Below are 27,000 nucleotides of genomic sequence, written 5' to 3'. Positions count from 1 at the left end.
GTGGTCACTGGATACAACCTTCAGGAAAGGTCGAAGATCAACATGATATAAGCTGCGAACAAGGCGAGGTGCACAGCTCCCTGCAGATAATTCGTTGTGCGGCTGCCGAAGGTCAAAAGGCTCACAAACAAGGTCAGGACCAACAAGACGATCTCGGTCGTTTCCAGACCCAATTCAACCCGCAAGCCGGTTACCCATCCAACTATCAGGACGGCCGGAACGGTCAGGCCGATTGTTGCGACCGCGGAACCGAGACAAATGTTGACGGCCCGCTGAAGCTTGTTTTCCCGTGCAGCCTGCACCGCGCTCATCCCCTCCGGCATCAAGACAAGCGCCGCGACAATGAAGCCGCTGAGGGCAATTGGCGCGCCGACGGCTGCAATGCCGAACTCTACATAAAGAGCCAAGCTCTTTGAAAGGAGAATGATCGGTAAAAGTGCACCCAACAGACCAATCACATGGAACGGCACGGTTCGCACAACAACATCATGGTGATGATCGTCATCATCTGCGTGATCCGGCTGGCGGAAAATATCGCTGTGCGTCACGGTCTGAATAGCCAGGAAAACACCATAGAGAATTACCGACATCACGATTTCAAAGCCGACTTGAAGCGGCGACAGTTCGCCACCTGGAGCGGAATGGGTGATGCGCGGCAACACAAGAGCAAATATTGCGAGCGGTACAAGCACGGACAAAAACGCGTTCGCGCCTTGAAGATTATAGGTCTGGTTGCGGTGCTTCAGGCCACCCAGCAACAGACAAAGCCCGACCAAGCCATTCAAGACGATCATTACAACAGAGAACATCGTGTCTCGCGCCATGGTCGGAACTGCATCGCCGGACAGCATGATCGCAACGATCAGCGCCACTTCAATGCCGATCACTGCCAGCGTCAGGATCAAGGTGCCATACGGTTCGCCAAAGAGCGTTGCGAGGCACTCTGCGTGCCGCACGACCGAAAAAGCACACCACATGACAACAATGAAGATCAGCACGAGCAGGATAAGGCTGCCGACGGTTCCAACTGCGGCCGGTTTCAAGCTGTCGCCCAGCAGTTTGAAGACAACAAAGGCAAGAAACCCGACAATGCTCGGAAGTTCAGATCGTAGTATGGACATCTCGCCGCCCTAGCCCGCAGAATCAATAGAAAATATGTTTCCACTATAAGCGGCACTGCCGGACGAACAACTGACCAAAAAAAGCCGGCGCATGCGCCGGCCTTTTTTCATCCGTTAAAACCGGAGAGCTTTAGATCGCCAGATACTCCTGGCGGAGTTCTGCATTGTCGAGCACCTCTTGCGCCGTGCCGTCAAAAACAACCTCGCCCATATCAAGGATCACTGCCCTGTCAGCCAAGTGAAGCGCGGCGATAGCGTTTTGCTCAACGATAATCGTGGTCATGCCAAGATCCTTCACGCCTTCAAGGATGCGTTCAATTTCCTGAACGATGACAGGCGCCAGACCTTCATAAGGCTCATCCAGCAGCAGAAGCTTGATATCCCGCGCAAGGATGCGCGCAACCGCTAGCATCTGCTGCTCACCACCGGACATCGTCACGGCATCCTGGGCCCGGCGCTCGGCAAGCCGTGGGAAATGTTCATAGATCCGCTCAATTGACCAGCCCTTGGGTTCAGCGATCTGAGATAGCTCCAGGTTTTCCTGAACCGTAAGGCCGGGAATTATACAGCGGTCCTCAGGCACCAGACCAACGCCATTTTGGGCAGCCTGAAAACTTTTCATCTCGTGTAACGGCTTGTGGTCGAGCCATATCTCCCCATGGGTCAGCGCTGGGTCGTCCATACGGGCAATTGTTCTCAAGGTGGAGGTCTTGCCGGCACCGTTCCGGCCGAGAAGTGCGAGAATTTCACCTTCACGCACATCGAAGTTGACACCCTGTACGATGTAGCTCTCGCCGTAGTACCCATGCAGATCCCAGGCAGAGAAGAACGCAGGCGCGCCACCGCGGGCTCTCTTTGGCTGAACAGCCGGTGCGGTCTTGCCGACAAATTGATCTTCGAGAATGGTCACAGGTGCGCTCCTCCGAGATAGGCTTCCTGAACTTTCGGATCTCCCTTGATGTCTTCCGGCTTACCTTCGGCGATGATCGCGCCTTGAGCCAGAACGGAAACCTTTTCGGCCAGCGAGAACACAACGTGCATGTCGTGCTCAATGACCACCTTCGTGATGCCGCGGTCGCCGATGCGTTTCAAAAGATCGATGGTGTTATTGGTGTCTGCCCGGGACATGCCAGCCGTCGGCTCGTCCAGTAGCAGAAGTTTCGGATCCTGAGACAAGCACATCGCAAGTTCCAGCCGGCGTTTGTCACCGCGCGACAAAGAGCTTGCGGTGGTGCTGTGCTTTTCGGCAAGACCGACATCTTCCAGCATATGCATGGCTTTGTCCCGGATCTCCGCATCCTGATCCACCCGTGCAAAGGCGTGGAGCGCGAATTCTCCGTCCCGCTTTGCAAATGCCGGGATCATGATGTTTTCCATCAAGGTCAGGTCTCCGAAAATCTCGGGCGTTTGAAACACCCGTGAAACACCGACCTGATTGATCTCGTGTGGTTTCATGCCGGTCAGGGAGATATCCCCGAACATCACGGTCCCCGTATCCGGCGCCAGACGTCCAATCATGCAGTTGAGGAATGTCGATTTTCCAGCACCGTTCGGACCGATGATCGCGTGAACCGTGCCCTCTTCCACACTGAAATTGACGTTGTTAAGAGCTCGAAGTCCGCCAAATGACTTGTTCACGCCCTCGACTTTGAGGATTTCCATATCAGTTCACCTTATTCAGCTGGCGCTGCGGACGGGTTGCCACCGGAGCTTTCCTTCGAGGACGGCTTGCGCTTGAACAGCCGGCCAATCCTCTCAAAGCCTTCCATGATGCCACCCGGCAGGAAGATAACGATCAGCATGAACATGATGCCGAGCGTCAGGTGCCAGCCCTTACCGATGAAGGGGTGGATTACGAAGACCAAGAAGTCAGCGATCCCTTCTGGAAGGCCGGAGAACCAACCGTAGAGAATGTTGTCGTTGATCTTGGAAAAGATGTTTTCGAAGTACTTGATGAAACCAGCTCCGAGAACTGGACCGATCAAGGTGCCAGCACCGCCAAGAATGGTCATCAAAACCACCTCACCGGACGCCGTCCACTGCATGCGCTCAGCGCCTGCAAGCGGATCCATCGCCACCATCAACCCACCCGCCAGGCCGGCATACATGCCGGAAATAACGAACGCAGCTAGGGTGTACGGCTTGGAGTTCAAACCCGTGAAATTCATCCGTTGCTGGTTGGATTTGACAGCCCGCAGCATCATGCCGAACGGAGACCGGAAAATCCGGATCGCAATGTAGAAGGCGATCATCATAACAACAGCGCAGAGATAGTAGCCCACATTAAAGGTGAAGAGCCAGCCACCCATTGTCAGTTCAAAACTCTCGCGCATCGGCAATCCGAAGAAGTTGGCCGGTGGAATGGAGCCATCCACCTGACTCACACCCAAGATTCTTGGGTCATCGAGCGCCAGCTGCAAGCCAGTTTCCCCGTTTGTAATGGGAGTGAGCACCGAATAGGCGAGCGAGAAGGACATCTGAGCAAACGCCAGTGTCAGGATCGAGAAGTAGATACCGGAGCGCCGGAGCGAGATGTATCCGACCACGACCGAGAACAGTCCGGCAAAGATCACCGATATGATGATGGCCGGCACCACGTTCATGGTCAGCAGCTTCATCATCCAAACGCCAGCGTAGGAACCAACCCCCAGGAAGGCGGCATGACCAAAGCTGAGGTACCCGGTCAGACCGAAGAGGATGTTGAAGCCGATAGCGAAGATCCCGAAGATCAGGAAACGTTGCATCAGATCCGGATAGCCTGCGTTGAATTGCGCGAGTTCCGAGTTTTCCGGGAACGGGTTCAAAAGGAACGGCGCAAAGACAACCAGCAACAGGACGAGGATGAAGAGCGACGTGTCTTTTTTGTTAAGTCCAAGCATGATTTAGCTCTCCATTACGCCCTTGCGGCCCAACAGTCCCCGAGGACGGGTGAGAAGGATCACAATCGCAACGAGATAGATGATGATCTGATTGATGCCCGGAAGCAGGGCCACGACCTGTGCCATAGACGCAAAGCTCTCCAGGATACCGAGAAGGAAACCGGCTGCGACCGCGCCCGGTAACGAGCCCATGCCGCCGACAACCACCACAACGAAGCTGAGGACCAGGAAGTCCATTCCCATATGATAGTTGGGCGAATTGATGGGGGCGTACATCACGCCTGCAAGGCCTGCCACGATCGCGGCAAGGGCAAACATGACGGTGAAGCGCCGGTCGATATCAATTCCGAGCAACCCGACCGTTTGCCGGTCGGCCATGCCGGCCCGAACAACCATGCCGAAGGTCGTGAATTGAAGGAAGGCGAAGACCCCTCCGATGATGACCGTTGCAAACAGGAAATAGACGATCCGCCAGTACGGATAGATGATGATATTGGGATCCATACCGATCAGGGCGCCAAAGTCGAAGCTGCCGGCAAAGACTTCGGGAGCTGGTGTCGGTATCGGGTTTGCACCATAGAAATACTTGATGATTTCCTGAAGCACGATCGCAAGACCGAATGTCACAAGGATCTGATCAGCATGAGGTCGCTTGTAGAAATACTTGATCAGGCCGCGTTCCATGAACAGGCCAACCAACGCCATGATCGGAATTGAGAACAGGATCGCGAGGGGCACCGACCAATCAATGATCGCGCCTCCCATCTCCGGGCCAAACCAGGCTTCCACATAAGGCGTTTCAACCTTCAGCGGGTTCCCGAGGAAGTCGGTCCGGGTATCGTCGATGGTGGTGAACGACACGGACAGCAAACGGTTCAGTGTGACCGCGCAAAAGGCCCCGATCATAAACAACGCGCCGTGGGCGAAGTTGACCACGCCCAATGTGCCGAAGATGAGGGTCAGCCCAAGGGCGATCAGCGCATATGCGGACCCCTTGTCCAGACCGTTCAAGATTTGAAGAAGTATCGCGTCCATCGCTCTCAGCTCGGATCAACAGCGCGTGGCGGCAGCCCCCAACCGCGCTAAATTACAAGGAAAACACCGGCAGGGCAGACGATCTGCCCTGCCAGTTCATTTGAATCGGATTAAGCGCCTGGATTACAGGTACCCAATGCACCACCGGCAAACTGCGGGTGATCCGGCGCATAGGTAACCTGAGATGCCGGGGTCACTTCGACGATTTCAAGAAGGTCGAAGTCGGATGTCGGGTTTTCTTTACCCTTCACAACCAGAACATCTTTAAAGCACTGGTGATCTTCAGCGCGATACAACGTCTTACCGTTGCCGAGACCGTCGAACTCAAAGCCTTCAAGAGCTTCAACAACGCCACACGGGTTGAAAGTGCCAGCCCGCTCACAGGCATCCGCATACAGAAGCGCCTGAACGTAAGTGGTGTGCGCTGCCTGGCTCGGCGGGAAGCCGTACTTCTGACCGAAGGACTTCACAAAGGCCTTGGAGCCTTCGTCCTGAAGCGACCAGTGCCAGTTGGTGGAGCCGAAGATGCCTTTAACGTTCGCACCAGCACCCTTCGCCATCAGGCGGGAGTAGAGCGGAACGATGATTTCGAAGTTCTTGCCGTTGACAACTTTGTCGCGCAGGCCGAACTGAACGGCGTTGGTGAGAGAGTTCACCATGTTACCGCCGTAGTGGTTCAGAACGAGAACGTCGGCATCGGACTGCAGAACCGGTGTGATGTATGCGGAGAAGTCAGTTGCCGCGAGCGGTGTCTTGACGGTCTCGACAGTTTCCCAACCAAGCGCCTCGGTGGACTCTTTAACGGCCTGTTCTGTGGTGTAACCCCAGTTGTAGTCCGCAGTCAGGTGATAGGCCTTGCGGTCATCGCCGTAAGCATTCTTCAACACCGGAGCAAGAGCCGCGCCGGACATATACGAGTTGAAGAAGTGACGGAAACCGTTGGCGCGCTTGTCCTTACCGGTAGTGTCATTGGAGTGGGTCAGACCCGCCATGAAGATCACGCCGGCTTCCTGGCACAGTGCCTGCACAGCTACGGCCACGCCGGAGGACGAACCGCCGGTGATCATGATGGCGCCGTCTTTTTCAATCATGGACTTTGCGGATGCGCGGGCAGCATCAGACTTGGTCTGAGTGTCACCGGTGACATACTCGACTTTCTTGCCGAGAATACCGTTGCCCTTCAGAGCTTTCGACGAGAAGGTCCCCATCATTCCGCCGTCGCCTTCACCATTCAGGTGTTCAACAGCAAGTTCGTAAGCGCGCAGTTCGTCAGCCCCTTCTTCCGCGTACGGACCAGTCTGCGGGACGTTGAAGCCGAGAGTGACTGTCGAGCCGGTCGGCTCATTCAAGTAGCCCTGCGACCATGCGCGGCTGGTGAATACCGTCGGCATGGCAAGAGCCGTGCCGCCGAGCGCGCCGGCGCGCAGAATCGAACGGCGGTTAAGGGGTTTGTAAATTAAGCTCATACTTTCCTCCCAGAAAGGCATGGCGGGCCCACCTTGAGCGCGCCTGCAATCGCTGTACAGCGGCAAGCAGTTCAGACCTGTTCCCCGTCCGGAAACCCGGCTCCACCACGTCAAAAACTGCAAGCTGGCGAGACTGTAGAAACGATGCGCTCCAGTCAGCAATACGACTATTGGCGCGCCCGACTTTTTGGCGTCTAATACTTTTGAAGTAACACTGGCTAAATACTTCTCATGACGAATCGTTCATGTCGCAGTGCATACAAACAAAGCGCTATGGTTGATATCGATTCCTTTATTTTTCTTGTTGCAGCGCACTATGACCTTTACGTAATGCAGGAGAGCACCAGTTCGCACAGGCCATTAGACAAAAGTCATATAAGATCATCACGCACGGACAGGGCGCCAAGTGTTGGTCAGAGCTGAAGTCTGCACATAAACAAGGCAGGTGCTGAAATTGTTCTCATGGAAACAACCACAAGAGATTTTTTATGACCGTTCTTAAAACCATCGATGAGCTTGAAAAACACTACGGACCAGTCGGCGAAGCATCGCTCATAAAGGTGACTGATCACCTGACCAGCGCCTACCGTCAAATCGTCGAGAAATCCTGCTTTTGCACGCTCTCAACGGTGGGACCAGAAGGTCTTGATTGTTCCCCGCGCGGAGACGCCGGGCCGGTCGTTCGAATCAAGGACCCACGCACATTGCTCATGCCGGATCGGCGCGGAAACAACCGGATTGATTCTCTGCGCAATATCATCCGAGATCCGCGCGTCTCGCTGATGTTTATGATCCCGGGCTGGAACAATGTTTTGCGTATCAATGGACATGCGGTGATCTCAGTTGATCCGGCTCAGCTCGCGTCTTTTGTCATGGAGGGCAAAGAGCCCCGGTCCGTCATCGAGATCACAATTGAGGAAGCTTACTTCCAGTGCGCACGAGCCTTAATGCGCGCAGATCTATGGAACACGGAGAGCCAAATTGCCAAAGGCGACCTCCCGACCCCAGGTCAAATCATGCAGGAAATAAAGGACAGTTTCGACGGCTCGACCTATGATGCGGACTGGTTGCAACGGGCAAAAGGATCCATGTGGTGATGAAATTGGGCCCATCTCGGCGGCGTTTTCTAAAAGGCGCATGGGCTGTAACAGCAGCTCTGGCGACAAAGAACTCGGGAACAGGATTTTTGATGTCAGCTCAAGCGTCAACGACTGGCTTGCCCGAGGGCTACTTCGTTCCGGCAGAGGACGACCCGCACGAGCGCACGTTCATGCAGTGGCCGGTGAACCGCACCGTTCATCCGGACCGATGGTTTCTTGAGGACCTGCAGCAGACGATCGCAGAGATCGCAAACACCATTGCCGAGTTTGAACCCGTTGTCATGTTGGCCGGTGCTGAGCACCATGCAAACGCCCGCAAGCGTCTCTCCCAGTCCGTCGATTTATGGGATATCCCGACTGATGATCTCTGGTGCCGGGATGCAGGACCACTGTTTGCAGTTAATGATCAAGGCGGCCTTGTTGTCTCGGGGAAGAAATTCAACGGCTGGGGCGAAAAACAATTCCATGACAACGACGGTCAGATCGTGTCGCGTGTCGCTGAGCGTATGGGCCTGACTGTTTATCCCAGCGGGTTGACCGGTGAACCGGGCGGTGTGGAGTGGGACGGCCATGGCACCCTGCTTGCCCACGAAAGCTGCTGGGTCAATCCAAACCGCAACGATCTCTCACGCGCCGAAATTGAAGACCGGCTGCTCAGGGCCTATGGAGCGGACAAGATGATCTGGGCACCGGGTGTTGCCGGTCATGATATTACAGATGATCATATCGACGCCCTCGCACGCTTTGTCCGCCCAGGCGAGGTTCTCATTCAAGTTCCGTACCCGGAAGACGATGACATCTTTTCTGTCTCCGCCAGGAAGACGCTCGCTATCCTCAAGTCGTCGACGGATGCGGAAGGACGTCACTTGAAGATCACCGAAGTGCCCTCACCCGGCCGCATCAGAGTGACGTCCGATGATTTCCTGGCGTCTTACGCCAACTATTATGTTCTGAATGACGCTGTTGTGTGTGCCGAATTTGGCGATAAGGACACCGATGGCGAGCTGCAGAGAACATTGCAGCGGCTTTATCCGGACCGCGAAGTTGTCGCCCTCAATGTCGACGGGCTCGGCGAGACCGGTGGCGGCATCCACTGTGCGACACAACAGCAGCCACGGGTTTAAGCTCGACAAAGTGGAATAAAGGAACAGCCTCTTTAAAGGACGATCAGCTTGCGCCATATCTGAGTGCAGTCGTTTTCGAACCCTTTTGAGGATTTTCATGACCGCCAATCCGTTGCTGACCTACTGGACCACACCTTTCGAGCTCCCACCTTTCTCCGAGATCGTGCCGAGCCACTTCGAAGAGGCTTTCGAGGTTTCAATGGCCGAGGCCCGTGCCGAAATTGATGCAATCGCGGATCAGGCAGCACCGGCGACGTTCGAGAACACGGTTGTCGCGCTGGAAACATCGGGAAAGGCTCTGTCCAAAGTTGCACGGACCTTTTTCAATTTGAGCGGCGCCCACACCAACGAAGCCCTGCAGAAGATCGAACGCGATCTTGCTCCAAAGCTTGCCAAGCACAGCTCAGACACGCTGCTCAACGCAAAGCTTTACAACCGGATCGCCGCGCTTTGGAGTGAAAAAGACTCCCTTGGGCTGAACCCGGAAGATGCCAAGGTTCTGGAACGTTACTACAAGATGTTCCAGCGTGCCGGAGCCGGACTTGCGGCAGATGACAAGGCTCGCATGGCCGATCTCTCGCAAAAGCTTGCAACACTTGGCACCTCCTTTTCGCAAAACGTTCTGAAGGATGAATCCGAGTACCAGCTGGTTCTGGAAACCGAGGAAGACCGCGCCGGACTGCCGGACTTTCTGATTGCAGCTGCAGCCGAAGCCGCCAAGGAGCGGGGTCATGACGGCAAGCATGTCATCACCCTCTCCCGTTCGTCGATCGAACCGTTCCTGCAGTTCTCCACCAACCGGCGGCTGCGCGAAGAAGCGTTCAAGGCATGGTCTGCCCGCGGTGAGAACGGCGGCGACACGGACAACCGCGCGATTATCAAGAACACTCTTGAACTGCGTGCGGTAAGAGCCAGGCTTTTGGGTTTTGACAGCTTCGCCGCCTTCAAGCTGGACGACACGATGGCCAAGACACCGGAAAACGTGCGCGATCTCTTGACCAAAGTCTGGACGCCGGCTGTTGTCCGCGCGAATGAGGAAGCGGAAAAACTGGGTGAAATGGCTCAGAGCCTGGGTGAAAACCATGAGATCGAGGCATGGGACTGGCGGTACTATTCAGAGAAGGTCCGCAAGGCGGAGCATGATCTCGATGAAGCCGAATTGAAGCCCTATCTGCAGCTCGACAAGATGATCGAAGCGGCATTTGACACGGCAACTCGCCTCTTCGGTGTCACTTTCCAGGAACTCAAGGACGTGCCCGTCTACCATCCGGATGTGCGCGTCTTCGAAATGCTGAACGCAGATGGCAAACATGCGGGTCTGTTCCTAGGCGACTACTTCGCACGACCGTCCAAACGCTCCGGCGCATGGATGAGTGCCTTCCGCTCTCAGCACAAGCTGAACGGCGGTGAAACGCCGATCATCGTCAATGTCATGAACTTCTCAAAGGGCGCATCGGGTGAAGCCACGCTTCTGACCTTTGATGATGCGCGCACCCTCTTCCATGAGTTTGGACACGGACTGCATGGGCTTTTGTCCAATGTTACCTATCCGATGATCTCTGGAACTTCTGTCGCCCGCGACTTTGTCGAGCTGCCGTCCCAGCTTTACGAACACTGGCTGTCCGAACCTGAAGTTCTCTCCAGGTTTGCCGTTCACTACAAAACCGGCAAACCGATGCCAAAAGCGTTGCTCGACAAATTGCTTGCAGCCGCGAACTTCAATCAAGGTTTCGCAACCGTGGAATATACGGCCTGCGCCCTTCTCGATCTGGAGCTTCATTTGCTGGACGATCCGTCGAGCTTTGATCCGGTCGCGTTTGAAAAGACGGAACTTGCAAAAATCGGCATGCCGAAAGCGATCACCATGCGCCATCGCATCCCGCACTTTCAGCATGTGTTTTCCGGCGACGGCTATTCATCCGGATATTATAGCTACATGTGGTCGGAAGTGATGGATGCAGATGCCTTCGGAGCTTTCAAGGAAGCCGGTGACATCTTCGACAAGGACACAGCGGACAAGCTCCTGACCAACATCTATTCCGCTGGCGGTCGACCGGATCCGGAAGACGCCTATGTCGCGTTCCGCGGCCGCGCCCCGAAAATCGACGCCCTCCTGGAAGGCCGCGGCCTCGCCGCAGCCTAAATCGCGAAACATGCAGTCCCGGCCCTCGCGCCGGGACCATGATTTTTTGAGCCCGGCGCAAGACCGGGTCGGCAGATCCGACCTATTAACTTCATGCAACCGGTTGTCCAACCAACGAGTTTCTGAGTATGCAGACCTCGCCCACTAAGTCCGACACCACCTCCAGACTTCTCCGTCTTGCCATCGTCGTTAGCGGTTTGAGCGGGGCTTCGGGCGTCGCGTTTTTAGCTCTGTCGGCGCATGCGGATACGACCGGTCTGATGAAGACCGCAGCACACATGCTGCTCTTCCACGCACCCATCTTTCTGGGAATGGGAATAGTCGCGCAGATCCGGCGTGTTCCGTTTTTGCCGGTTGCCTTTGCTCTTATGGCGGCCGGCATCGCCCTGTTCAGCGGCGACCTAATCGCGCGCGCCACAATCGGCATACGCCTGTTTCCGATGGCGGCCCCGGCTGGTGGGATGCTGACGATCGCAAGCTGGATCGCACTGGCTCTCAGTGCGATCCGAATAAACCCGAGATAGCCGAACCTATTTCAAACGCGCCGCATGCCAGGCGACATGGTCGCGGGCAAAGGTCGAGACGAAGTAGTAGGAATGATCGTAGCCCGACTGAAGGCGGAAGCTGTGGGCCGTCTTGGTCTCAGCAAGTGCCGCGGCAAGCGCCTCGGGCTTGAGCAGATCGTAGAACTGATCATCCGCGCCTTGATCAACGAGAATGTCCTCAACCCAGCCTTTTTCCTTCAAGAGGCACACAGCATCATGCGCCGTCCAAAGGCTCTCATCGCCCCCGAAATAGGCGCCGAGTTGCTTGCGTCCCCAGTCGGACTGGCTCGGGTTTGCGATCGGTGAGAAGGCCGACAAGGACCGGTACTGGCTCGGGTATTTCATCGCCAGGGTCAGCGCACCGTGGCCACCCATTGAGTGCCCGGTAATACCGTGGTGGATCGACACCGGGAACTGTGCCTGCACAAGATCACGCAGCTCGGTTGCAATATAGGTTTCCATCTGGAAATGCGGTGCCCAGGGGGCTTGGGTCGCGTTGACGTAAAAACCGGCCCCCTGGCCGAGATCATAGGCCTCGTCGTTGGCAACACCCTCGCCGCGCGGACTGGTGTCCGGAAAGACGATCGCAAGGCCAAATTCCGCGGCATGGGCCTGAAGACCTGCCTTGGTCATGGCGTTTTCATGGGTACAGGTCAGCCCGGACAGGTACCAGAGACATGGAACTGGCCCCTTTTTCGCTTGAGGCGGAATATAGACCGCAAACGTCATCTCGCCGCCGGTCGCCGTGCTCTCATGGCTGTAGACGCCCTGAACGCCGCCAAAACACTTGTTTTCAGAAAGGGTTTTCATGGAAACTCCATAAGGGATTAGCGTCAGGACCGTCAAAGCTTCCGGTACATGACAAGCGCATCGACATACCCGTCGCGCGGATGATGAAAGGCCTCTGGCAACCGGCCAACGATATCAAATCCGTATCGCTGCCAGATCTCTACTGCACGCGTATTTGTCGAGACGACAAAGTTGAACTGCATCGCCCGAAACCCGTCCGTCCTTGCAGTCTCGAGCGAATGTTCCAGCATCAGTCTGGCAACGCCCAACCCTTGCGCGGCGGCAGCGGTGACAAACCCGCAATTGCAAACATGTGAGCCACCGCCCTTCTGGTTTCGAACGATGTAGTAGGTGCCCAGAAGCTCACCGTCCCGTTCAACCACAGAGACCTTTTTGCCGCCCGTCCAATAGGCAAGCGCACCGGCACGGTCGATATCGGGATCGACCGTGTAGGTTTCACCGGCTGCGAAGACGGGCTGCAGCATATCCCAGATGCCGTCCCCATCTTCCGCACGGGCGGATCTGACAATGAGATCCGTCACTGGTTTAGTAGAGCACCACTGAGCGGATCGACTCGCCTTTATGCATCAGATCAAAGCCCTTGTTGATGTCCTCAAGCGGCATGGTGTGCGTGATCATCGGATCGATTTCGATCTTGCCGTCCATGTACCAGTCAACGATCTGCGGTACGTCCGTGCGTCCGCGTGCGCCACCGAACGCCGTACCTTTCCAGACCCGTCCGGTGACCAGCTGGAACGGACGCGTGGCAATCTCGGCACCGGCAGGCGCCACACCAATGATGATCGACTCACCCCAGCCCTTGTGGGCCGATTCCAGCGCGGTCCGCATGACATTGACGTTTCCGGTCGCATCGAAGGTGTAGTCCGCACCGCCCTTGGTGAGGTTCACCAGATACGGAACCAGGTCTTCCTCCACCTCGGACGGATTGACGAAGTCGGTCATGCCGAAGCGTTCGGCCATTTCCTTCTTGGCCGGGTTCAGGTCAACGCCGACGATCTGGTCCGCACCTGCAAGCCGCAGTCCCTGAATGACATTGAGACCAATACCGCCAAGCCCAAAAACAATCGCGCGCGACCCAATCTCGACCTTGGCCGTATTGATCACGGCACCGATGCCCGTGGTCACGCCGCAGCCGATGTAGCAAACCTTGTCGAACGGTGCGTCCGGGTTGATTTTCGCCAGCGCGATCTCCGGAACAACGGTGTAATTCGCGAAGGTGGATGTCCCCATGTAGTGCAGGATCGGGTCGCCATCGAGCGTGGAGAACCGGGACGAACCGTCCGGCATAAGACCCTGGCCTTGTGTGGACCGGATCGCCTGGCAAAGATTTGTTTTCGGGTTGAGACAGTATTCGCACGTCCGGCATTCCGGGGTGTAAAGCGGGATCACATGGTCACCCGGCTTCAACGTCGTGACGCCCTTGCCCACCTCGACAACAACACCGGCACCCTCGTGACCGAGAATCGCCGGAAAGAGACCTTCCGGATCAGCACCGGACAAGGTGAACTCATCCGTATGGCAGATGCCGGTTGCCTTGACCTCCACCAGAACCTCAAAAGCCCGCGGGCCTTCCAGGTTAACTGTGGTAACTTCGAGGGGCTTGCCGGCGCCCACTGCCACGGCTGCACGAACTTGCATTTGACGATCTCCCTAAATGCTATTGACCCGCACAGTTACTCCGAGCGCGATCATTTGCAAGAACCGGGACGACATGCAATGTCGGAAATGCGCATTCTAATACCTCTGCTTCCATCCCGCAGAACTAGAATTTGGCCAGAATGCTCGAGTTTTTCGCTTGTTTTGTGCGCGTCTAATCCTGCGGAAAACACGTGCCGGTGAATATGTCGCTTTCAGACCAACAAGCGACCGAAACCTGATATGCAGAGGGGCATGCAATCGCGAATATGCGCACCAACGGACACAGGTTGCCGATCGGCAATCGCCCGTGCCCATTGGACATGAACACAAGGACCGGGCCGCAACCGTCTTTCCAATTCGAAAGGCAGCTATGGTCCAAAACGTGCGGAGCCGCTCTTTATGAAGCGTTATTCCTTCCTGGAACTGGCGAAAAATGCCTTTTCCGCGCACCAAAACTGGGGCCGCCAATGGCGCGCGCCGGAGCCCAAAGCCGAGTATGACGTGGTCATCATCGGTGCCGGTGGCCATGGTCTTGCTACCGCCTATTACCTTGCCAAGGAACACGGCGTGCGCAACGTCGCTGTTCTTGAAAAGGGCTGGCTGGGTGGCGGCAACACGGGCCGGAACACCACCATCGTGCGCTCCAACTACCTTTGGGAAGAAAGCGCAGCGCTCTATAATCACGCCATTGATTTGTGGGACGGCCTGTCGCAGGAGCTGAACTACAACGTCATGTACTCCGCGCGCGGCGTCATGATGCTGGCCCACACGGTGCACGACGTTCAGGTCGCGCAGCGCCACATTCACGCCAACCGTCTGGCCGGCGTTCAAAACGAATGGCTGACGCCGGAACAGGCCAAGGAATATTGCCCGCCGCTGAACATCTCCAAGAACATCCGCTACCCGGTGATGGGTGCAGCGCTGCAGCGCGTTGGCGGAACAGCCCGTCACGATGCGGTGGCCTGGGGGTATGCGCGCGGTGCTGACGATATGGGTGTCGACATCATCCAGAATTGCCTCGTCACCGGCATCAAGCGCGGCGCTGACGGCGCTGTTGAAGGCGTTGAAACGGCCAAGGGTTTCATCAAGGCCAAGAAGGTCGGCGTTGTAGCCGCAGGCAACACCACGACCGTCATGGATATGGCCGGTGTCCGGATGCCTCTGGAATCTTATCCCTTGCAGGCCTTGGTCTCCGAACCGGTGAAGCCTGCCTTCCCGTGCGTTGTGATGTCAAACACGATCCATGCCTACATCTCCCAGTCCGACAAGGGCGAGCTGGTGATTGGTGCAGGAACGGACCAGTTCATCTCCTACAGCCAGACGGGCGGTATCCACATTTCCAACCATACCATTGACGCCATCTGCGAATTGTTCCCGCATTTCCGGCGCATGCGCATGTTGCGCAACTGGGGTGGCATCGTGGACGTAACCCCGGATCGCTCACCAATCCTGTCCAAAACACCGGTCCAGGGTCTTTACGTCAACTGCGGCTGGGGCACGGGCGGTTTCAAGGCAACTCCGGGATCCGGACACGTCTTTGCACATACGATTGCCAAGGACGAGCCGCACCCGATCAATGCACCTTTCACCATCGACCGGTTCAAGACCGGCCGTCTGATCGACGAAGCGGCCGCCGCCGCCGTGGCACACTAAGGGGAGAATACAGACATGTTGTTGGTTTACTGCCCTTACTGCCAGGTCGAGCGTCCGGAAACCGAGTTTTCCTGCCGCGGCCAGGCGCACATTGCCCGCCCCTCCGACCCTGCGGAAGTGACCGATGAGGGTTGGGTTGAGTATCTCTACATGCGCGACAACACCAAGGGTGTTTACGCCGAGCGCTGGCGCCACATCCATGGTTGTGGCCGGTTCTTCAACGCCGTCCGCCACACGGTGAGCGACGACTTCCTGAAGTTTTACAAGGCCGGCGAACCAATGCCGGATCTTGACGAATTGGCCAAGGAGGCCGGCAAATGAGCCAGCCATTCCGTACTGAAAAAGGCGGCCGGATCGACCGCGGCGAACAGCTGACCTTCACCTTCGACGGGGAGGAGATGCAGGGCCACAAGGGCGATACCCTTGCCTCGGCACTGCTGGCAAACGGTGTTCACCTGGTCGGGCGGTCCTTCAAGTACCACCGTCCGCGCGGTATCGTGACAGCCGGCTCCGAAGAGCCGAACGCACTGGTCGGCGTCTATCGCAAGGGCGATCAAACCCCGAACCTGCGGGCAACCCAGGTCGAAGTCTATCAAGGCCTTGAGGCGATCTCACAGAACCGTTTCCCGTCGCTCGGCTTTGATGTCGGCGCGGTCAACGATCTGTTGTCACCACTGTTTCCGGCAGGCTTCTACTACAAGACTTTCATGTGGCCGAAAGCGTTCTGGGACCGCGTCTATGAACCGGTCATCCGTGCTGCGGCCGGTCTTGGCAAACCGCCGAAGAACCCGGATCACGACACCTACGGCAATATCTACGCGCATTGCGATGTTCTTGTGGCAGGGTCCGGCCCCGCCGGGCTCGCTGCTGCAGTTGCGGCGGCTGAAACCGGCGCAAAAGTCATTCTGTGTGATGAGCAGGCTGAATTTGGCGGCTCGCTTCTGTCGGACGAAAACGCAACAATCGACGGCAAATCCCCAGCCGACTGGGTGCGGGATACAATCTTGAAATTGCAGGGCATGGACAATGTCACGCTCCTTTCACGAACGACGGCATTCGGCTACTTCGCGCACAACTACATGGCTCTTGCCGAGCGTGTGACCGAGCATCTCAGCGACCCGGATCCGAAGCTGCCGCGCGAACGCCTTTGGCAAGTCCGGGCCAAGGAAGTGGTGATTGCCTCCGGCGCAATCGAACGCCCGATGGTCTTTCCGGAAAACGACCGTCCGGGCATCTTGCTCGCCGATGCGGGCCGGACCTATCTCAACCGGTATGGTGTCAAGGTCGGCAACAAGGTGCTTGTCGCGACCGCCTGTGATACCGCTTGGCAGGCGGCTTTCGACCTCGCAGATCACGGCGTGGACGTCGTTGCCATTGCCGATTTGCGCGAAACTCCGCCGGAAAACCTGGTGGCCATCGCACAGGCCCGTGGCATTCGGGTCGAGGCTGGTTGTGTCGTCACTGGAACTCTTGGGCGCAAACGGGTCAAGGCCGCCCTGCTCGGCCGTTTGATGACCTCCGGCCAGGTCGCAAGTGCCGGTCAGGTCGCGTGCGATGCAATCCTGATGTCGGGCGGCTGGACGCCGACCGTGAGCCTTTACTCACAGTCTCGCGGCAAGGTTGTCTGGGAAGAGACCTTTGGCGCTTACGTGCCTGGAAAATCGGTTCAGAACGAGCGCTCGGCTGGGGCCGCTAAAGGTCTCTACGGCCTTCAGGCAACACTTGAGGACGGCTATGCTGCTGGTGAAGCAGCGGCAAAAGCCGCGATCGGCAAGGAAGCAAAGGTCACTTATGCTGCAGCCTCCGGTGGGGAAGCCGGCCAAGGCGCTGTTCTCGGTGCCCTGCCCCATGACCGCAATGCCTCACGCGTGAAAGCGTTTGTCGACTACCAGAACGACGTCACGGCCAAAGACATCAAACTCGCCGCGCGCGAAGGCATGCAGTCGATCGAGCACATAAAGCGCTACACGACGACCGGCATGGCGACCGACCAGGGGCGTCTTTCCAACATGAATGCGCTCTCCATTGCATCTGGTGCTCTGGAAAAGCCGATCATGGATGTGGGTCTCACGACCTTCCGTCTGCCTTATACGCCAACCACGTTCGGCTTGTTCGCAGGCGTTGCCCGCGGTGATCATTTCGATCCGGTCCGCAAGACCCCGTCTCACGACTGGGTCGTGGCCAATGGCGGTGTCTACGAAGACGTCGGCCAATGGAAACGGACGTGGTATTTCCCGAAATCGGGCGAGGACATGCACGCAGCCGTCGCCAGAGAATGCGCGACTGTACGTGAAAGCGTTGGCCTGTTCGATGCCTCAACCCTCGGCAAGATCGAAGTTGTTGGGCCGGATGCAGCCGAGTTTCTGGAGCGGATTTACACCAATCCGTGGAAGAAGCTGGCCCCGGGCCGCTGCCGCTACGGTCTCTTGCTGAACGATGCCGGCTTCATCGTCGACGACGGTGTCATCGGCCGCCTGGCTGACGACCGCTTCCATGTGACCACGACCACCGGCGGTGCGCCGAGCGTCTTTGCTACGATGGAAGACTACCTGCAGACCGAATGGCCGGACCTCGACGTCTGGATCACCTCTACCACCGAGCAATACGCCGTGGCAGCGGTCCAGGGACCGAAGGCACGTGAGGTCATTGCCCCGTTCATCGAAGGCATCGACCTGTCCGCGGACGCGTTCCCGCACATGAGTGTCAAGGAAGGCACCTTCTGCGGCGTGCCGTGCCGCTTGTTCCGCATCTCCTTTACCGGCGAACTCGGGTTCGAAATCAATGTCCCGCGCCGCCATGGCAAGATGATGTGGGAAACGCTCGCCGGTGAAATCGAAAAGCACAACGGCACGGCATATGGCACTGAGACTATGCACGTCCTGCGCGCTGAAAAGGGGTACATTATCGTCGGTCAGGACACCGACGGCACTGTCACCCCTCAGGACGCCGGTATGAGCTGGGCCATCGGCAAGAAAAAGCACGACTTCGTCGGCAAACGCGGCCTGGAACGCCCGGATCTTGTCGCCGAAAACCGCAAGCAGTTTGTCGGCCTCCTGACCAAGGATCCGAAGGTCAAGCTGGAGGAAGGCGCACAGATCACTGTCGAGCAGAACCCGGCCACCGGAACGCCTGCAGAAGGTCATGTGACTTCATCTTACTACAGTCCCGCCATGGGCCGGACGATCGCCCTGGCGATTGTGAAAAACGGCCATGCCCTTCATGGCAAGTCGCTTTATGTTCCCATGCCGGACGGCGGCATCGAGGTGGAAGTGACCAGCCCAATATTCTTTGACAAGGAAGGAGCGCGGCTCAATGTCTGATCTTCTTGCCAGTGACGTCATCACGCCGGATGCCGGTAAGACCCCGCTCCTCAGCCTTCCGGATGTCTCAATACTGAAGGCAGCGCCGATGACGCGTCTTTCGCTTCGGCTGCGCGAAGCTGCCATTCCGGCAGCTGGCGAAGCTTTCGGCGCAAAACTGCCGGTCACTCCGCTCGGTGCGGAAACCTCGGCAAAACGGGTAGCGCTCTGGATGGGGCCGGACGAATGGACGCTGTTGGCGCCGGAAGACGAGCTTCAGGCGGTATTTGACGGGATTGAGGACAAGCTGGACGGTCAGCCGCACTCCCTCACCGACATTTCGCACCGCTCAGAAGCCCTGATCGTTTCAGGTCCAAAGGCCAGCTGGTTGCTCAACACCGGGATTTTCATCGATTTCTCGCTGGAAAAATTCCCGGTTGGCACGGTCACCCGGACGATCTTCCACAAGTCTCCGGTCATGATCTGGCGCACCGGCGAAGACACATTCGTGGTCGAGGCGTGGATCTCTTTCATGGACTATGTTGCCGGCATCCTTGTTGAAAGCGCCGAGGAGTTGGCCGCGGCCTGACCACAGCCAGCGTCTTCAACAACCGCATCTTAAGGTTCTTCAGCGACCCTTGCGCAAACTCGAGCGTAGGGGTCGTTTCTTTTGCCATCTGAGAATACCAGCAAGATCCGTCTGGCCGAGCTGTTCGGAGCACTTAGTCATGCCCTCGACATCACCGAGGGCCAACCTCGTGGTCATTGTGTCCGCTGTTGCTGGATCGGCATCCACATCGGGCGGCAAATCGGTCTGCCGGAAGCAGAACTCAGCGATCTCTATTATACGCTGCTCTTGAAAGATCTCGGATGCTCCAGCAACGCCGCCCGGATATGCGAGCTTTATCTGACGGATGACTTGACGTTCAAGCACGATTTCAAGACCATTGGGACCAGCCTTCCAGCTGCCCTTCGCTTTGTGCTGTCGCATACCGGCCTGAAACACGGTTTTGCCGAACGGGTCCGTGCGATCGTCAACATTTTACAGAACGGCGGCGATATTGCGACGGAGATGATAGAGACCCGTTGCCAGCGCGGCGCGGACATTGCCCGCCAGATGCATTTTTCACAGCCGGTCGTTGACGCGATTTACAGCCTCGATGAGCACTGGAACGGCCAGGGGCGTCCGAATGGGCTGAAACAAGCTGACATACCGCTGTTCTCACAGATCGCTTTGTTGGCGCAGGTCATCGACGTGTTCCAGATCAACGCGGGCAAAGACAGCGCGCTTATAGAAATTAGAGAGCGCAGCGGATCCTGGTTTGATCCGGCTTTGGTCGCAGCCGCTGAAACAGCCGCTTCAGAGACAGGTTTTTGGGAAACGCTGCAATCGGATGATCTGGAGACGACGGTGTACGGACTGGAACCGGCCCAAAACGTCCGCTTCACCGACGACGATCAACTGGACGACATCGCCCTCGGGTTCGCGCAGGTCATTGACTCCAAGAGCCCCTACACGGCGGGGCACAGCGAGCGGGTCACGCTTTACAGCGACATGATTGCGGAAGAACTGGGGTACAGCGCCCGGGACCGGCAACTCTTGAGACGCGCTGCCTTGCTGCACGACATCGGCAAGCTCGGTGTCAGCAACTCCATCCTCGACAAGCCTGGCAAGCTTGATGATCTGGAATGGCAAGCGATCCGCCTTCATCCTGTCTTCACCGACGAGATTCTCCGGCGTATGGATGCTTTCAAGGATCTTGCGCCCATCGGGCGCGGTCACCATGAAAAACTCGATGGCCGTGGATATCCGGACGGATTGACCGCAAGCCGGATCTCTATGGAGACGCGCATCGTCACAATGGCAGATATCTTCGATGCTCTGACGGCGGAGCGACCTTACCGGGCTGCCATGCCGCTCGCAAAAGCGCTCGGTATCCTGGAAAGTGATGTCGGGTCTTCTCTGGACGCGACATGTTTTGAAGCACTGAAACGCGCCACACAGCGCATGGACGGATACAAGGCGGCATAATTCCGCTACAAGGGGCGCTTGATGTCCTCAGATATAACGAAATTGCAAGGGTCACCAAACTCCGCCCAATGCTGAAGATCGGCTCCTACAACATCCAAAAATCGATCGGTGTCGATGCGCGGCGGCGGCCAGACCGGACCTTGAAGGTCATTGGTGAGCTGCAATGCGACGTGATCGCCTTGCAGGAAGCCGACAAACGCTTCGGACCTCGCGAGAGCACTCTCAATCGCGATCATATTCTTGCGCAGACAAATTTCCGACCCGTGCCCTTTGCGGTTGGCGAACACAGCCTCGGCTGGCATGGGAATGCTATATTGGTCCGGCAAGGCATTGAAATTCTGGATCACAGGCGCATTGAATTGCCGACGCTGGAGCCACGGGGTGCCGTGACCGTGGATTTGGAAGTGGAGGATCAGAAGATCCGGGTCGCCGCCATGCACCTCAGCCTGATCGGTCATTTCCGAAAGAAACAGATTTCCTCGCTTATGCATCAGCTTCACGAGGGCCTGGATTACCTGCCGACCATTTTGATTGGCGACCTGAACGAATGGCGCGATGATGCCAAAAGCATCCGCCTTTTGGAAAAACGCTACGAAGTCACAACACCCGGCCGGAGCTTTCCAAGCCCCCTGCCCGTCGGCAGTCTGGATCGGATTATCACCAGTCCGGAATTTACCGTTCAAAAGGCAGGGGTTCACAAATCAAAGACAGCGCGGATCGCGTCAGATCATCTTCCCGTTTGGGCAGAGCTGGCCCTTGAGCCAGCAGGCCACCTTGCTTGAAGCGGAAGGAGCCGAATGGCACAGTCTTATTGTGCGCCCAGCAGATAATCGAACACATGAAAGAGACCCGCTGACAGAAGAGCGCACGCGGGGACCGTGACAATCCAGGCACCAATGATAGTGACCAGATTTGTCCGGCGCACCAGAAGCCTGCGGCGGCGCTCTTCGCGATTACGGATCGGCTGATGACGTTTGCCATTCACCTTCTGCGGGACAAACCGGTTTCTGTACCACTCACGGAACAGGCCAACGCCAAAAATGGTACCAACCGCGATATGGGTGGACGAAACCGGCAGCCCAAGCCCGGATGCTGTCAGCACGGTTCCGGACGTTGCCAACGTGACGCAGAACGCCCGGATCGGGTTCAGCTTGGTGATCCTTTTGCCGACAACCGTCACCAGACGGCGGCCAAAAAGCAACAGTCCGGCTGAAATGCCAAAGGCTCCGACAGCACTCACCCAGAGAGGTGCAACCGGGTTGAGCTGGCCAAGAATCCAATAATGTAGATCGTTGATCTCGTCGGACTGGCTGTTGACGATCGCCGCTAGAGGCCCGATTGCGTTTGCAACGTCGTTCGCGCCATGCGCAAACGACAGCAGAGCAGCTGAACAAATCAATGGGATCGCGAAGAGAGACCGCAAAGACTGTGTTCGATTGTCGAGGAACAAGGCCTGGCTGGCAACCACGCGCCGATAAATGGCCCAGACGACAGCCCCGACAACAATTGGCGCAAGAGTTGCCGGGATAAACGGCAAAACGATCAGCCGATGAAGACCTTTGTGGGTCATGTAGGCGGTGAAGGTTGCCGCCAATCCGCCCAATAGGATCGGCAACCAGAAGCGCGCCGCGGAAAGCTTGTCGTCCGTGTAGATGACCTTGGCATTGATAAAGGCCAGGAGCAGCGCAGCAACAATTCCTCCAAGGAAAGGCGATGCAACCCAGGTGGCGGCTATGACCCCAAGCGTTGACCAGTTGATCGCAGCAAAGCTGCTGGCCGCAACGCCTGCGCCCACCACGCCCCCAATAATCGTATGGGTCGTGGAGACTGGAGCGCCAACGAGTGTCGCGATGTTGATCCAGATCGCCGCCGCCGCCATGGCGGTCAGCATTGCTTTCATGAAACGGAAGTTTTCAGGGATGTCATCTGGCGCGATGATCTCGGTCGAAATTGTGTTCACCACGTCACCACCGGCCAACAACGCTCCTGCGCTCTCGCAAATCGCAGCGATAATCAGCGCCGTTGTAATGCTGACCACCCGCGCGCCGACAGCCGGACCAACATTGTTGGCGACGTCATTGGCACCGATAGTGATGGCGAGATAGCCGCCGACCGTTGCACCGGTGACCAGGATCAGAACATTGGATACATCGGACGCAGCAAATTGCAAGGACGCGAGGATTGCGCAGACCGCCAAAAAGCAGATCGCAAGCCCGGGCGCAATCAAGCGCCGGCCCATCGCTTCTGTAGCATCGCCAAGAAACCCGACCCGGTCGAGATCCTTGTCGAGTGCCTTTGGTGTCAGGTCTTGCCCCGAACGCACAATATCCGTCTTTCAGATCCGCTTACCGGCTACCTGTCGCACGAGGACCTTCAGGACCGTACCGCACCGGAGTAAACTGAATATGCCAGCAGCCTTGCAACAGCCTTGCGACGCAGACGTGTCACAGACCGCTGAAACATTCTGACAGATCGATTAGAAAAGCTGGTTGCGATGCCGTTTCAAGAAGCGCCGCAAAGCCGGCTCATCAGCCTTTTCGATGGCCTCCGAAACGGTCATCCAAATGCGCTTGCGTTGCCCCAGCTCAGGAAAATTGTCGACTTGGCTTTCAAATTCAACCTTGAAAACGAGCACCTTGGTGCGCAGTTTCAAGCCACTTGCAAGCCCCTTGTAGGACCGGAAACTGCCCAGAGGCCGCCGATCTGCCTTGCCGATCACACCCGCCTCTTCGTAGGCTTCGAGCAGAGCCGTCTCGAAGGCCGGCATGTCCGCTTCGGGCCATCCCTTCGGCAAAATCAGCCGGCCAGTGTCCCGCGTCGACACGAGAAGGATCTCTGGCTCTCGTTCACCTTTCCGACAGCATAACGCCGCGATCTGCAAGCGGGCCGGTTTGACAAACAAACCAGAAAGACCGCGCAGCCACGAGGCGTCGAACGCCGATATCGTTGGGGCAAAAGCCATAACAATCCCAGAGTGGTGAAGATGCACGGCTTATATAGGGACGTTTCTTGGCCGTCCAGTCAAAAAACGCACATTGTGCACATATGCGCATTATTACTACGCAATTAGTGTCACATTTTTAAAAGAGTTACGTTTTCGGCCGTCCAAGCACCCGGCCAAACCTCTGCTCCGCCGTCCCGCAATGCTCGAATCACGCCGACCGGAACGGACGTGGTGAGAAACAATTCTTCACCGCCGACGCCCCCTGTCGGCTGGAGTTCAGCGCCAACTCCTTCAAATTCAAGCTCTTCTTCACACGGCACATAGAGCGCCGCGCCTGAAACATTGGTGTCGTTCTGCGTCGTACCTTCCGCCTTTCCGACAACACCACACGCGGCAACCGCGCACATCAGCTCGACGGCCCGCGCCTTCGCGCAGCCGAAGACCCGGTGATAACCGGACAGTTTCTCCGTCATAGACGGTACGAGGATCAGGTCGACCTTTTCCTTGGCAAGAAGACTGCTCAGCGCCGGCATTTCAACGTCCAGGCAGATCAGGATGGCCATCTTCAGACCATCCAGCTCAAACACCTTCAATTCTGTTCCAGGCACCAGATGCCAGATGTCTTCTTCCTGCTCAAAGGGTGTGAGGCTCAACTTATCCTGCCGGATTTCGCGGCGATCAGCGGTCAGCAGCACCGCTGTATTTGTGATCCCGCGTGGCGTTTTCACCGGCCATGTCCCGGCCAACAATGAAACGCCTGTCTTTTGCGGCAATTCGGACAGCAGCGGAAACAGATCTTCACCAACATCTGCCAGGAAGCCCATTTCCTGGTCTGGCCGCAAACCTTCCGGTTTGAAGGCAAGGCATGTCTCGGCGAGATATTCCGGCAGGACGAGAAGCTTCGCGCCTTCCGACGTCGCTGTTTCGAGCCCCTCCGCAATCATGCCAGCGAGCGCGGCCACAGATTTGGGCGCTCTGCCGAGATTGAAGGACCAAAGTGAAATTGGATATTCGGTCATGCTGCCCGCCCCATTTGAGTACCAGGCAGCCGACATAGCTGGACCTTGCGTATCAGTTCAAGGCCGATGATGGTCGGTTTGGTTCAGCTCGCGAACAAGGCGACAAAAAACGTCAGAAGAACCAGAAAACCCGTATTGATGAACCACGGCTTGGGTTCGGCGGGGAGTGCCCGCAACTTTGCGGATTTTCTAACTTCGCGAACTCCTTTAAGAGCCCGGTCTGTCCGCCGGTCGATCTCGCGGAAATACGGTGCCAACTCATTCTGAGTACGCATACTCAACCCTCACGATTCCTTCGTGAAATGAACGCTACGGCAAGGGTGTTAGAGGGAGGTTAATTACAGAAGATAACCGGGCTGAAAGTTCAGAGCCTGGTCTTTTGCGGGTCAGCGACGTCCAGAATGCGCAACTGAACTTTCGGCGTGCCCTGCCAGGTATCAATGGATAGTGTACCCGCAACATGAAGGTTGCGACCGCGGCCTTCCAGTAGCATCTGACCGTGCGGCTTGTCCTCTGCCTTGAAGCAAATCCCCTTGAGGGCAGTGCCGTCACCGGCTGCAAGTGTCGCCCGAACATGGCCCTTGCCCACGACATCGGCAAAGGAGATCCGGTGCGCGGGAAACGCAAACACCGGCTCGGAATGACCCGCGCCGTAAGGGCCTGCCTTTTCCAGCATATTCATCAGGTCGAGGTTTGCGCCCGTTGCAGTCAGTGCTGCGTCGATCTTCAATTCCCGGTGCGCCGTTGCAGCTTCAACATCATCTTTTAGGACGTCGTTGAAGAAGGCTTCCAGATCGGCAGCCTTTTCCTGGCGGACCGTCAACCCTGCCGCCATGGCATGTCCGCCGCCCTTTTCCAAAAGCCCGTCATCGACAGCCTTTCGGACAGCCTTGCCGAGATCGACGCCGTTGATCGACCGTCCAGACCCAGTCCCCTTACCGGTTTCATCATAAGCGATTGCAAACGCCGGCCGGCGATGTGCTTCCTTGAGCCGCGACGCGATCAGGCCGACAATTCCCGGGTGCCAATCGTTGGATCCCGTCAATAGAACGGCTGGGTCCCGATGCTCGATTGCTATCGCGGCCTCGGCTCCCGCCTGTTCAAGCATCACGGCTTCCATCGCCTGACGCTCGGTGTTCAGCTGATCAAGACGCTCTGCAATTGCGCGGGCTTCATGCGGATCTGCTGTGGTCAAAAGCCGTGCGCCCAGAGCCGCATCACCAATCCGGCCGCCGGCATTGATCCGCGGACCGATGAGGAACCCAAGATGATAGGGAGCTGGTTTTCCGCTCACCCGTGCGGTATCGGACAGCGCTGTTAGGCCATGGTTCTGGCGCTGATGCATGACTGCCAACCCACGCGTTACATAAGCGCGGTTCAAGCCCTGGAGCGGCACCACATCGCACACCGTGCCGAGTGCCACCAAGTCCAGCAGCGCCATCAGATCCGGCGCTTGACGTCCGCTGAAAGCGCCCCGCTGACGCAACTCGCGGTTCAGGCCGACAATAAACAGGAACGTGACCCCAACGGCCGCCAAATGCCCCTGCCCCGACAGATCATCCTGCCGGTTCGGGTTCACAAGCGCACGGACCTCCGGCAGCGTTTCACCGACCTGGTGATGATCGATCACGACAACATCGAGATTGAGTTTTTTGGCCGTTTCAAAGGCTTCGAAAGAGGTGCTGCCGCAATCCAGCGTGATCAGCAGTTCCGCACCGCCCGCCTGAAGGTTTTCAATTGCAGGTCCATTTGGTCCGTACCCCTCAATGATCCGGTCCGGAATGTGGATCACCGGATCGAGACCCAGCCACTGGAGATAGTTTGCCAATACCGCGGACGAGGTGGCTCCGTCGACATCGTAGTCGCCGAAGATCGCTATCTTCTTGCCTGTCTGGACCGCATCGGCCACGCGAGCGACGGCCGCGTCCATGTCGACGAGACTGCTCGGGTCCGGCATCAAGGTCTTGAGGGATGGTTCGAGAAACGCTGAAGCATCCGCAGCGGCAACACCACGCGCTGCCATGACACGGGACAAAACATCGGGCAGCCCGTGCTGCTGCGAGATCGCCATGGCGGCGCGTGTTTCAGCCGCGCTCAGGCGCTCCCGCCATGCATTGTCATTGGCGGAGCGGGCAACCCCGAGTACGAGGCGCCCTTTTTCGTCTTCGCCAAATCCTGTCAGCATGCGTTCA

General features: G+C 57.2%; 24 protein-coding genes. 10 read left to right on the top strand and 14 right to left on the bottom strand.

Going from position 1 to position 27,000, the window contains the following annotated elements:
- Positions 1-20 precede the first annotated feature (20 nt).
- The 6 genes from SADFL11_RS04510 to SADFL11_RS04485 all read right to left on the bottom strand — a co-directional run bounded on the left by SADFL11_RS04510 (position 21) and on the right by SADFL11_RS04485 (position 6,501).
- On the bottom strand, positions 21-1,121 hold the full coding sequence (locus SADFL11_RS04510) for a calcium:cation antiporter (protein ID WP_008195626.1): 1,101 nt from the start codon (positions 1,119-1,121) through the stop codon (positions 21-23).
- A gap of 130 nt (positions 1,122-1,251) precedes the next feature.
- Positions 1,252-2,031, bottom strand: a complete 780-nt coding sequence (locus tag SADFL11_RS04505) for an ABC transporter ATP-binding protein (protein ID WP_008193515.1) — start codon at positions 2,029-2,031, stop codon at positions 1,252-1,254.
- Positions 2,028-2,783 carry an ABC transporter ATP-binding protein gene (locus SADFL11_RS04500; protein WP_008193384.1) on the bottom strand — a complete coding sequence of 252 codons (756 nt, stop codon included), beginning with the start codon at positions 2,781-2,783 and terminating at the stop codon, positions 2,028-2,030. Before SADFL11_RS04500 ends, SADFL11_RS04505 begins: the two co-directional genes overlap by 4 nt.
- An 11-nt stretch (positions 2,784-2,794) precedes the next feature.
- The gene (locus SADFL11_RS04495; RefSeq protein ID WP_008193363.1) at positions 2,795-4,000 is read right to left on the bottom strand and encodes a branched-chain amino acid ABC transporter permease; all 1,206 of its coding nucleotides are present in this window, start codon (positions 3,998-4,000) and stop codon (positions 2,795-2,797) included.
- A 3-nt stretch (positions 4,001-4,003) separates the two neighbouring features.
- Positions 4,004-5,035, bottom strand: a complete 1,032-nt coding sequence (locus SADFL11_RS04490) for a branched-chain amino acid ABC transporter permease (RefSeq protein WP_008195977.1) — start codon at positions 5,033-5,035, stop codon at positions 4,004-4,006.
- A 110-nt stretch (positions 5,036-5,145) separates the two neighbouring features.
- Complete coding sequence (locus SADFL11_RS04485) at positions 5,146-6,501, bottom strand: substrate-binding protein (RefSeq protein ID WP_008193215.1); 1,356 nt, start codon at positions 6,499-6,501, stop codon at positions 5,146-5,148.
- 488 nt (positions 6,502-6,989) lie between these two features.
- Between SADFL11_RS04485 and SADFL11_RS04480 the strand changes: the two genes are divergently transcribed.
- The 4 genes from SADFL11_RS04480 to SADFL11_RS04465 all read left to right on the top strand — a co-directional run bounded on the left by SADFL11_RS04480 (position 6,990) and on the right by SADFL11_RS04465 (position 11,392).
- Entirely contained in the window at positions 6,990-7,598 is a 609-nt protein-coding gene (locus SADFL11_RS04480) for a pyridoxamine 5'-phosphate oxidase family protein (RefSeq protein ID WP_008189174.1), read from the top strand.
- Between the two features lie 92 nt (positions 7,599-7,690).
- Entirely contained in the window at positions 7,691-8,725 is a 1,035-nt protein-coding gene (locus SADFL11_RS04475) for an agmatine deiminase family protein (protein WP_050775949.1), read from the top strand.
- Between the two features lie 97 nt (positions 8,726-8,822).
- A complete protein-coding gene (locus tag SADFL11_RS04470; RefSeq protein ID WP_008195301.1) occupies positions 8,823-10,868 on the top strand; it encodes a M3 family metallopeptidase in 2,046 nt (681 codons plus the stop codon).
- A 128-nt stretch (positions 10,869-10,996) separates the two neighbouring features.
- Positions 10,997-11,392, top strand: coding sequence for a DUF423 domain-containing protein (locus SADFL11_RS04465; RefSeq protein WP_040450639.1), 396 nt, complete (start codon positions 10,997-10,999; stop codon positions 11,390-11,392).
- Positions 11,393-11,398: 6 nt separating this feature from the next.
- On the opposite strand, the gene fghA is transcribed toward SADFL11_RS04465, so the two are convergent.
- The 3 genes from fghA to SADFL11_RS04450 form a co-directional block, all read right to left on the bottom strand.
- Positions 11,399-12,223, bottom strand: coding sequence for an S-formylglutathione hydrolase (fghA, locus tag SADFL11_RS04460; RefSeq protein WP_040450640.1), 825 nt, complete (start codon positions 12,221-12,223; stop codon positions 11,399-11,401).
- Positions 12,224-12,255: 32 nt separating this feature from the next.
- Positions 12,256-12,687 carry a GNAT family N-acetyltransferase gene (locus SADFL11_RS04455; RefSeq protein WP_050776121.1) on the bottom strand — a complete coding sequence of 144 codons (432 nt, stop codon included), beginning with the start codon at positions 12,685-12,687 and terminating at the stop codon, positions 12,256-12,258.
- A 61-nt stretch (positions 12,688-12,748) separates the two neighbouring features.
- Positions 12,749-13,861: an S-(hydroxymethyl)glutathione dehydrogenase/class III alcohol dehydrogenase gene (locus SADFL11_RS04450; protein WP_008194504.1), complete on the bottom strand. Its 1,113-nt coding sequence runs from the start codon at positions 13,859-13,861 to the stop codon at positions 12,749-12,751.
- Between the two features lie 399 nt (positions 13,862-14,260).
- Here SADFL11_RS04450 and SADFL11_RS04445 point away from each other — a divergent pair, with 399 nt between their 5' ends.
- From SADFL11_RS04445 to SADFL11_RS04420, 6 genes are all read left to right on the top strand, one after another.
- Positions 14,261-15,514, top strand: coding sequence for a sarcosine oxidase subunit beta family protein (locus SADFL11_RS04445; protein WP_008192553.1), 1,254 nt, complete (start codon positions 14,261-14,263; stop codon positions 15,512-15,514).
- 15 nt (positions 15,515-15,529) lie between these two features.
- Positions 15,530-15,835 (top strand): sarcosine oxidase subunit delta, encoded by a 306-nt coding sequence (locus SADFL11_RS04440; RefSeq protein WP_008190152.1) that lies wholly within the window; start codon positions 15,530-15,532, stop codon positions 15,833-15,835.
- Complete coding sequence (locus tag SADFL11_RS04435) at positions 15,832-18,834, top strand: sarcosine oxidase subunit alpha family protein (RefSeq protein WP_008195128.1); 3,003 nt, start codon at positions 15,832-15,834, stop codon at positions 18,832-18,834. Before SADFL11_RS04440 ends, SADFL11_RS04435 begins: the two co-directional genes overlap by 4 nt.
- A complete protein-coding gene (locus tag SADFL11_RS04430) occupies positions 18,827-19,402 on the top strand; it encodes a sarcosine oxidase subunit gamma (RefSeq protein ID WP_008190044.1) in 576 nt (191 codons plus the stop codon). The genes SADFL11_RS04435 and SADFL11_RS04430 overlap by 8 nt, the downstream gene beginning before the upstream one ends.
- A gap of 81 nt (positions 19,403-19,483) precedes the next feature.
- Positions 19,484-20,845 (top strand): HD-GYP domain-containing protein, encoded by a 1,362-nt coding sequence (locus SADFL11_RS04425; protein WP_008193953.1) that lies wholly within the window; start codon positions 19,484-19,486, stop codon positions 20,843-20,845.
- Between the two features lie 68 nt (positions 20,846-20,913).
- The gene (locus SADFL11_RS04420; RefSeq protein ID WP_008196002.1) at positions 20,914-21,627 is read left to right on the top strand and encodes an endonuclease/exonuclease/phosphatase family protein; all 714 of its coding nucleotides are present in this window, start codon (positions 20,914-20,916) and stop codon (positions 21,625-21,627) included.
- A 26-nt stretch (positions 21,628-21,653) separates the two neighbouring features.
- Here SADFL11_RS04420 and SADFL11_RS04415 read toward each other — a convergent pair whose 3' ends face one another.
- The 5 genes from SADFL11_RS04415 to recJ form a co-directional block, all read right to left on the bottom strand.
- Positions 21,654-23,168, bottom strand: coding sequence for an inorganic phosphate transporter (locus SADFL11_RS04415; RefSeq protein ID WP_008194651.1), 1,515 nt, complete (start codon positions 23,166-23,168; stop codon positions 21,654-21,656).
- Positions 23,169-23,321: 153 nt separating this feature from the next.
- Positions 23,322-23,807, bottom strand: a complete 486-nt coding sequence (locus SADFL11_RS04410) for an NUDIX hydrolase (RefSeq protein WP_008188578.1) — start codon at positions 23,805-23,807, stop codon at positions 23,322-23,324.
- Positions 23,808-23,917: 110 nt separating this feature from the next.
- The gene (locus SADFL11_RS04405; protein ID WP_040452096.1) at positions 23,918-24,808 is read right to left on the bottom strand and encodes a carbon-nitrogen hydrolase family protein; all 891 of its coding nucleotides are present in this window, start codon (positions 24,806-24,808) and stop codon (positions 23,918-23,920) included.
- Between the two features lie 83 nt (positions 24,809-24,891).
- Positions 24,892-25,083 carry a hypothetical protein gene (locus SADFL11_RS04400; RefSeq protein WP_008192189.1) on the bottom strand — a complete coding sequence of 64 codons (192 nt, stop codon included), beginning with the start codon at positions 25,081-25,083 and terminating at the stop codon, positions 24,892-24,894.
- Between the two features lie 89 nt (positions 25,084-25,172).
- On the bottom strand, positions 25,173-26,993 hold the full coding sequence (gene recJ / locus SADFL11_RS04395; RefSeq protein WP_008193121.1) for a single-stranded-DNA-specific exonuclease RecJ: 1,821 nt from the start codon (positions 26,991-26,993) through the stop codon (positions 25,173-25,175).
- Between the last annotated feature and the right edge of the window lie 7 nt (positions 26,994-27,000).

This window comes from Roseibium alexandrii DFL-11, assembly GCF_000158095.2.
GTDB classification, from domain to species: Bacteria; Pseudomonadota; Alphaproteobacteria; order Rhizobiales; family Stappiaceae; genus Roseibium; species Roseibium alexandrii.
Note: the sequence above shows the minus strand (reverse complement) of the source record. Positions and strands in the feature narration are given on the sequence as shown.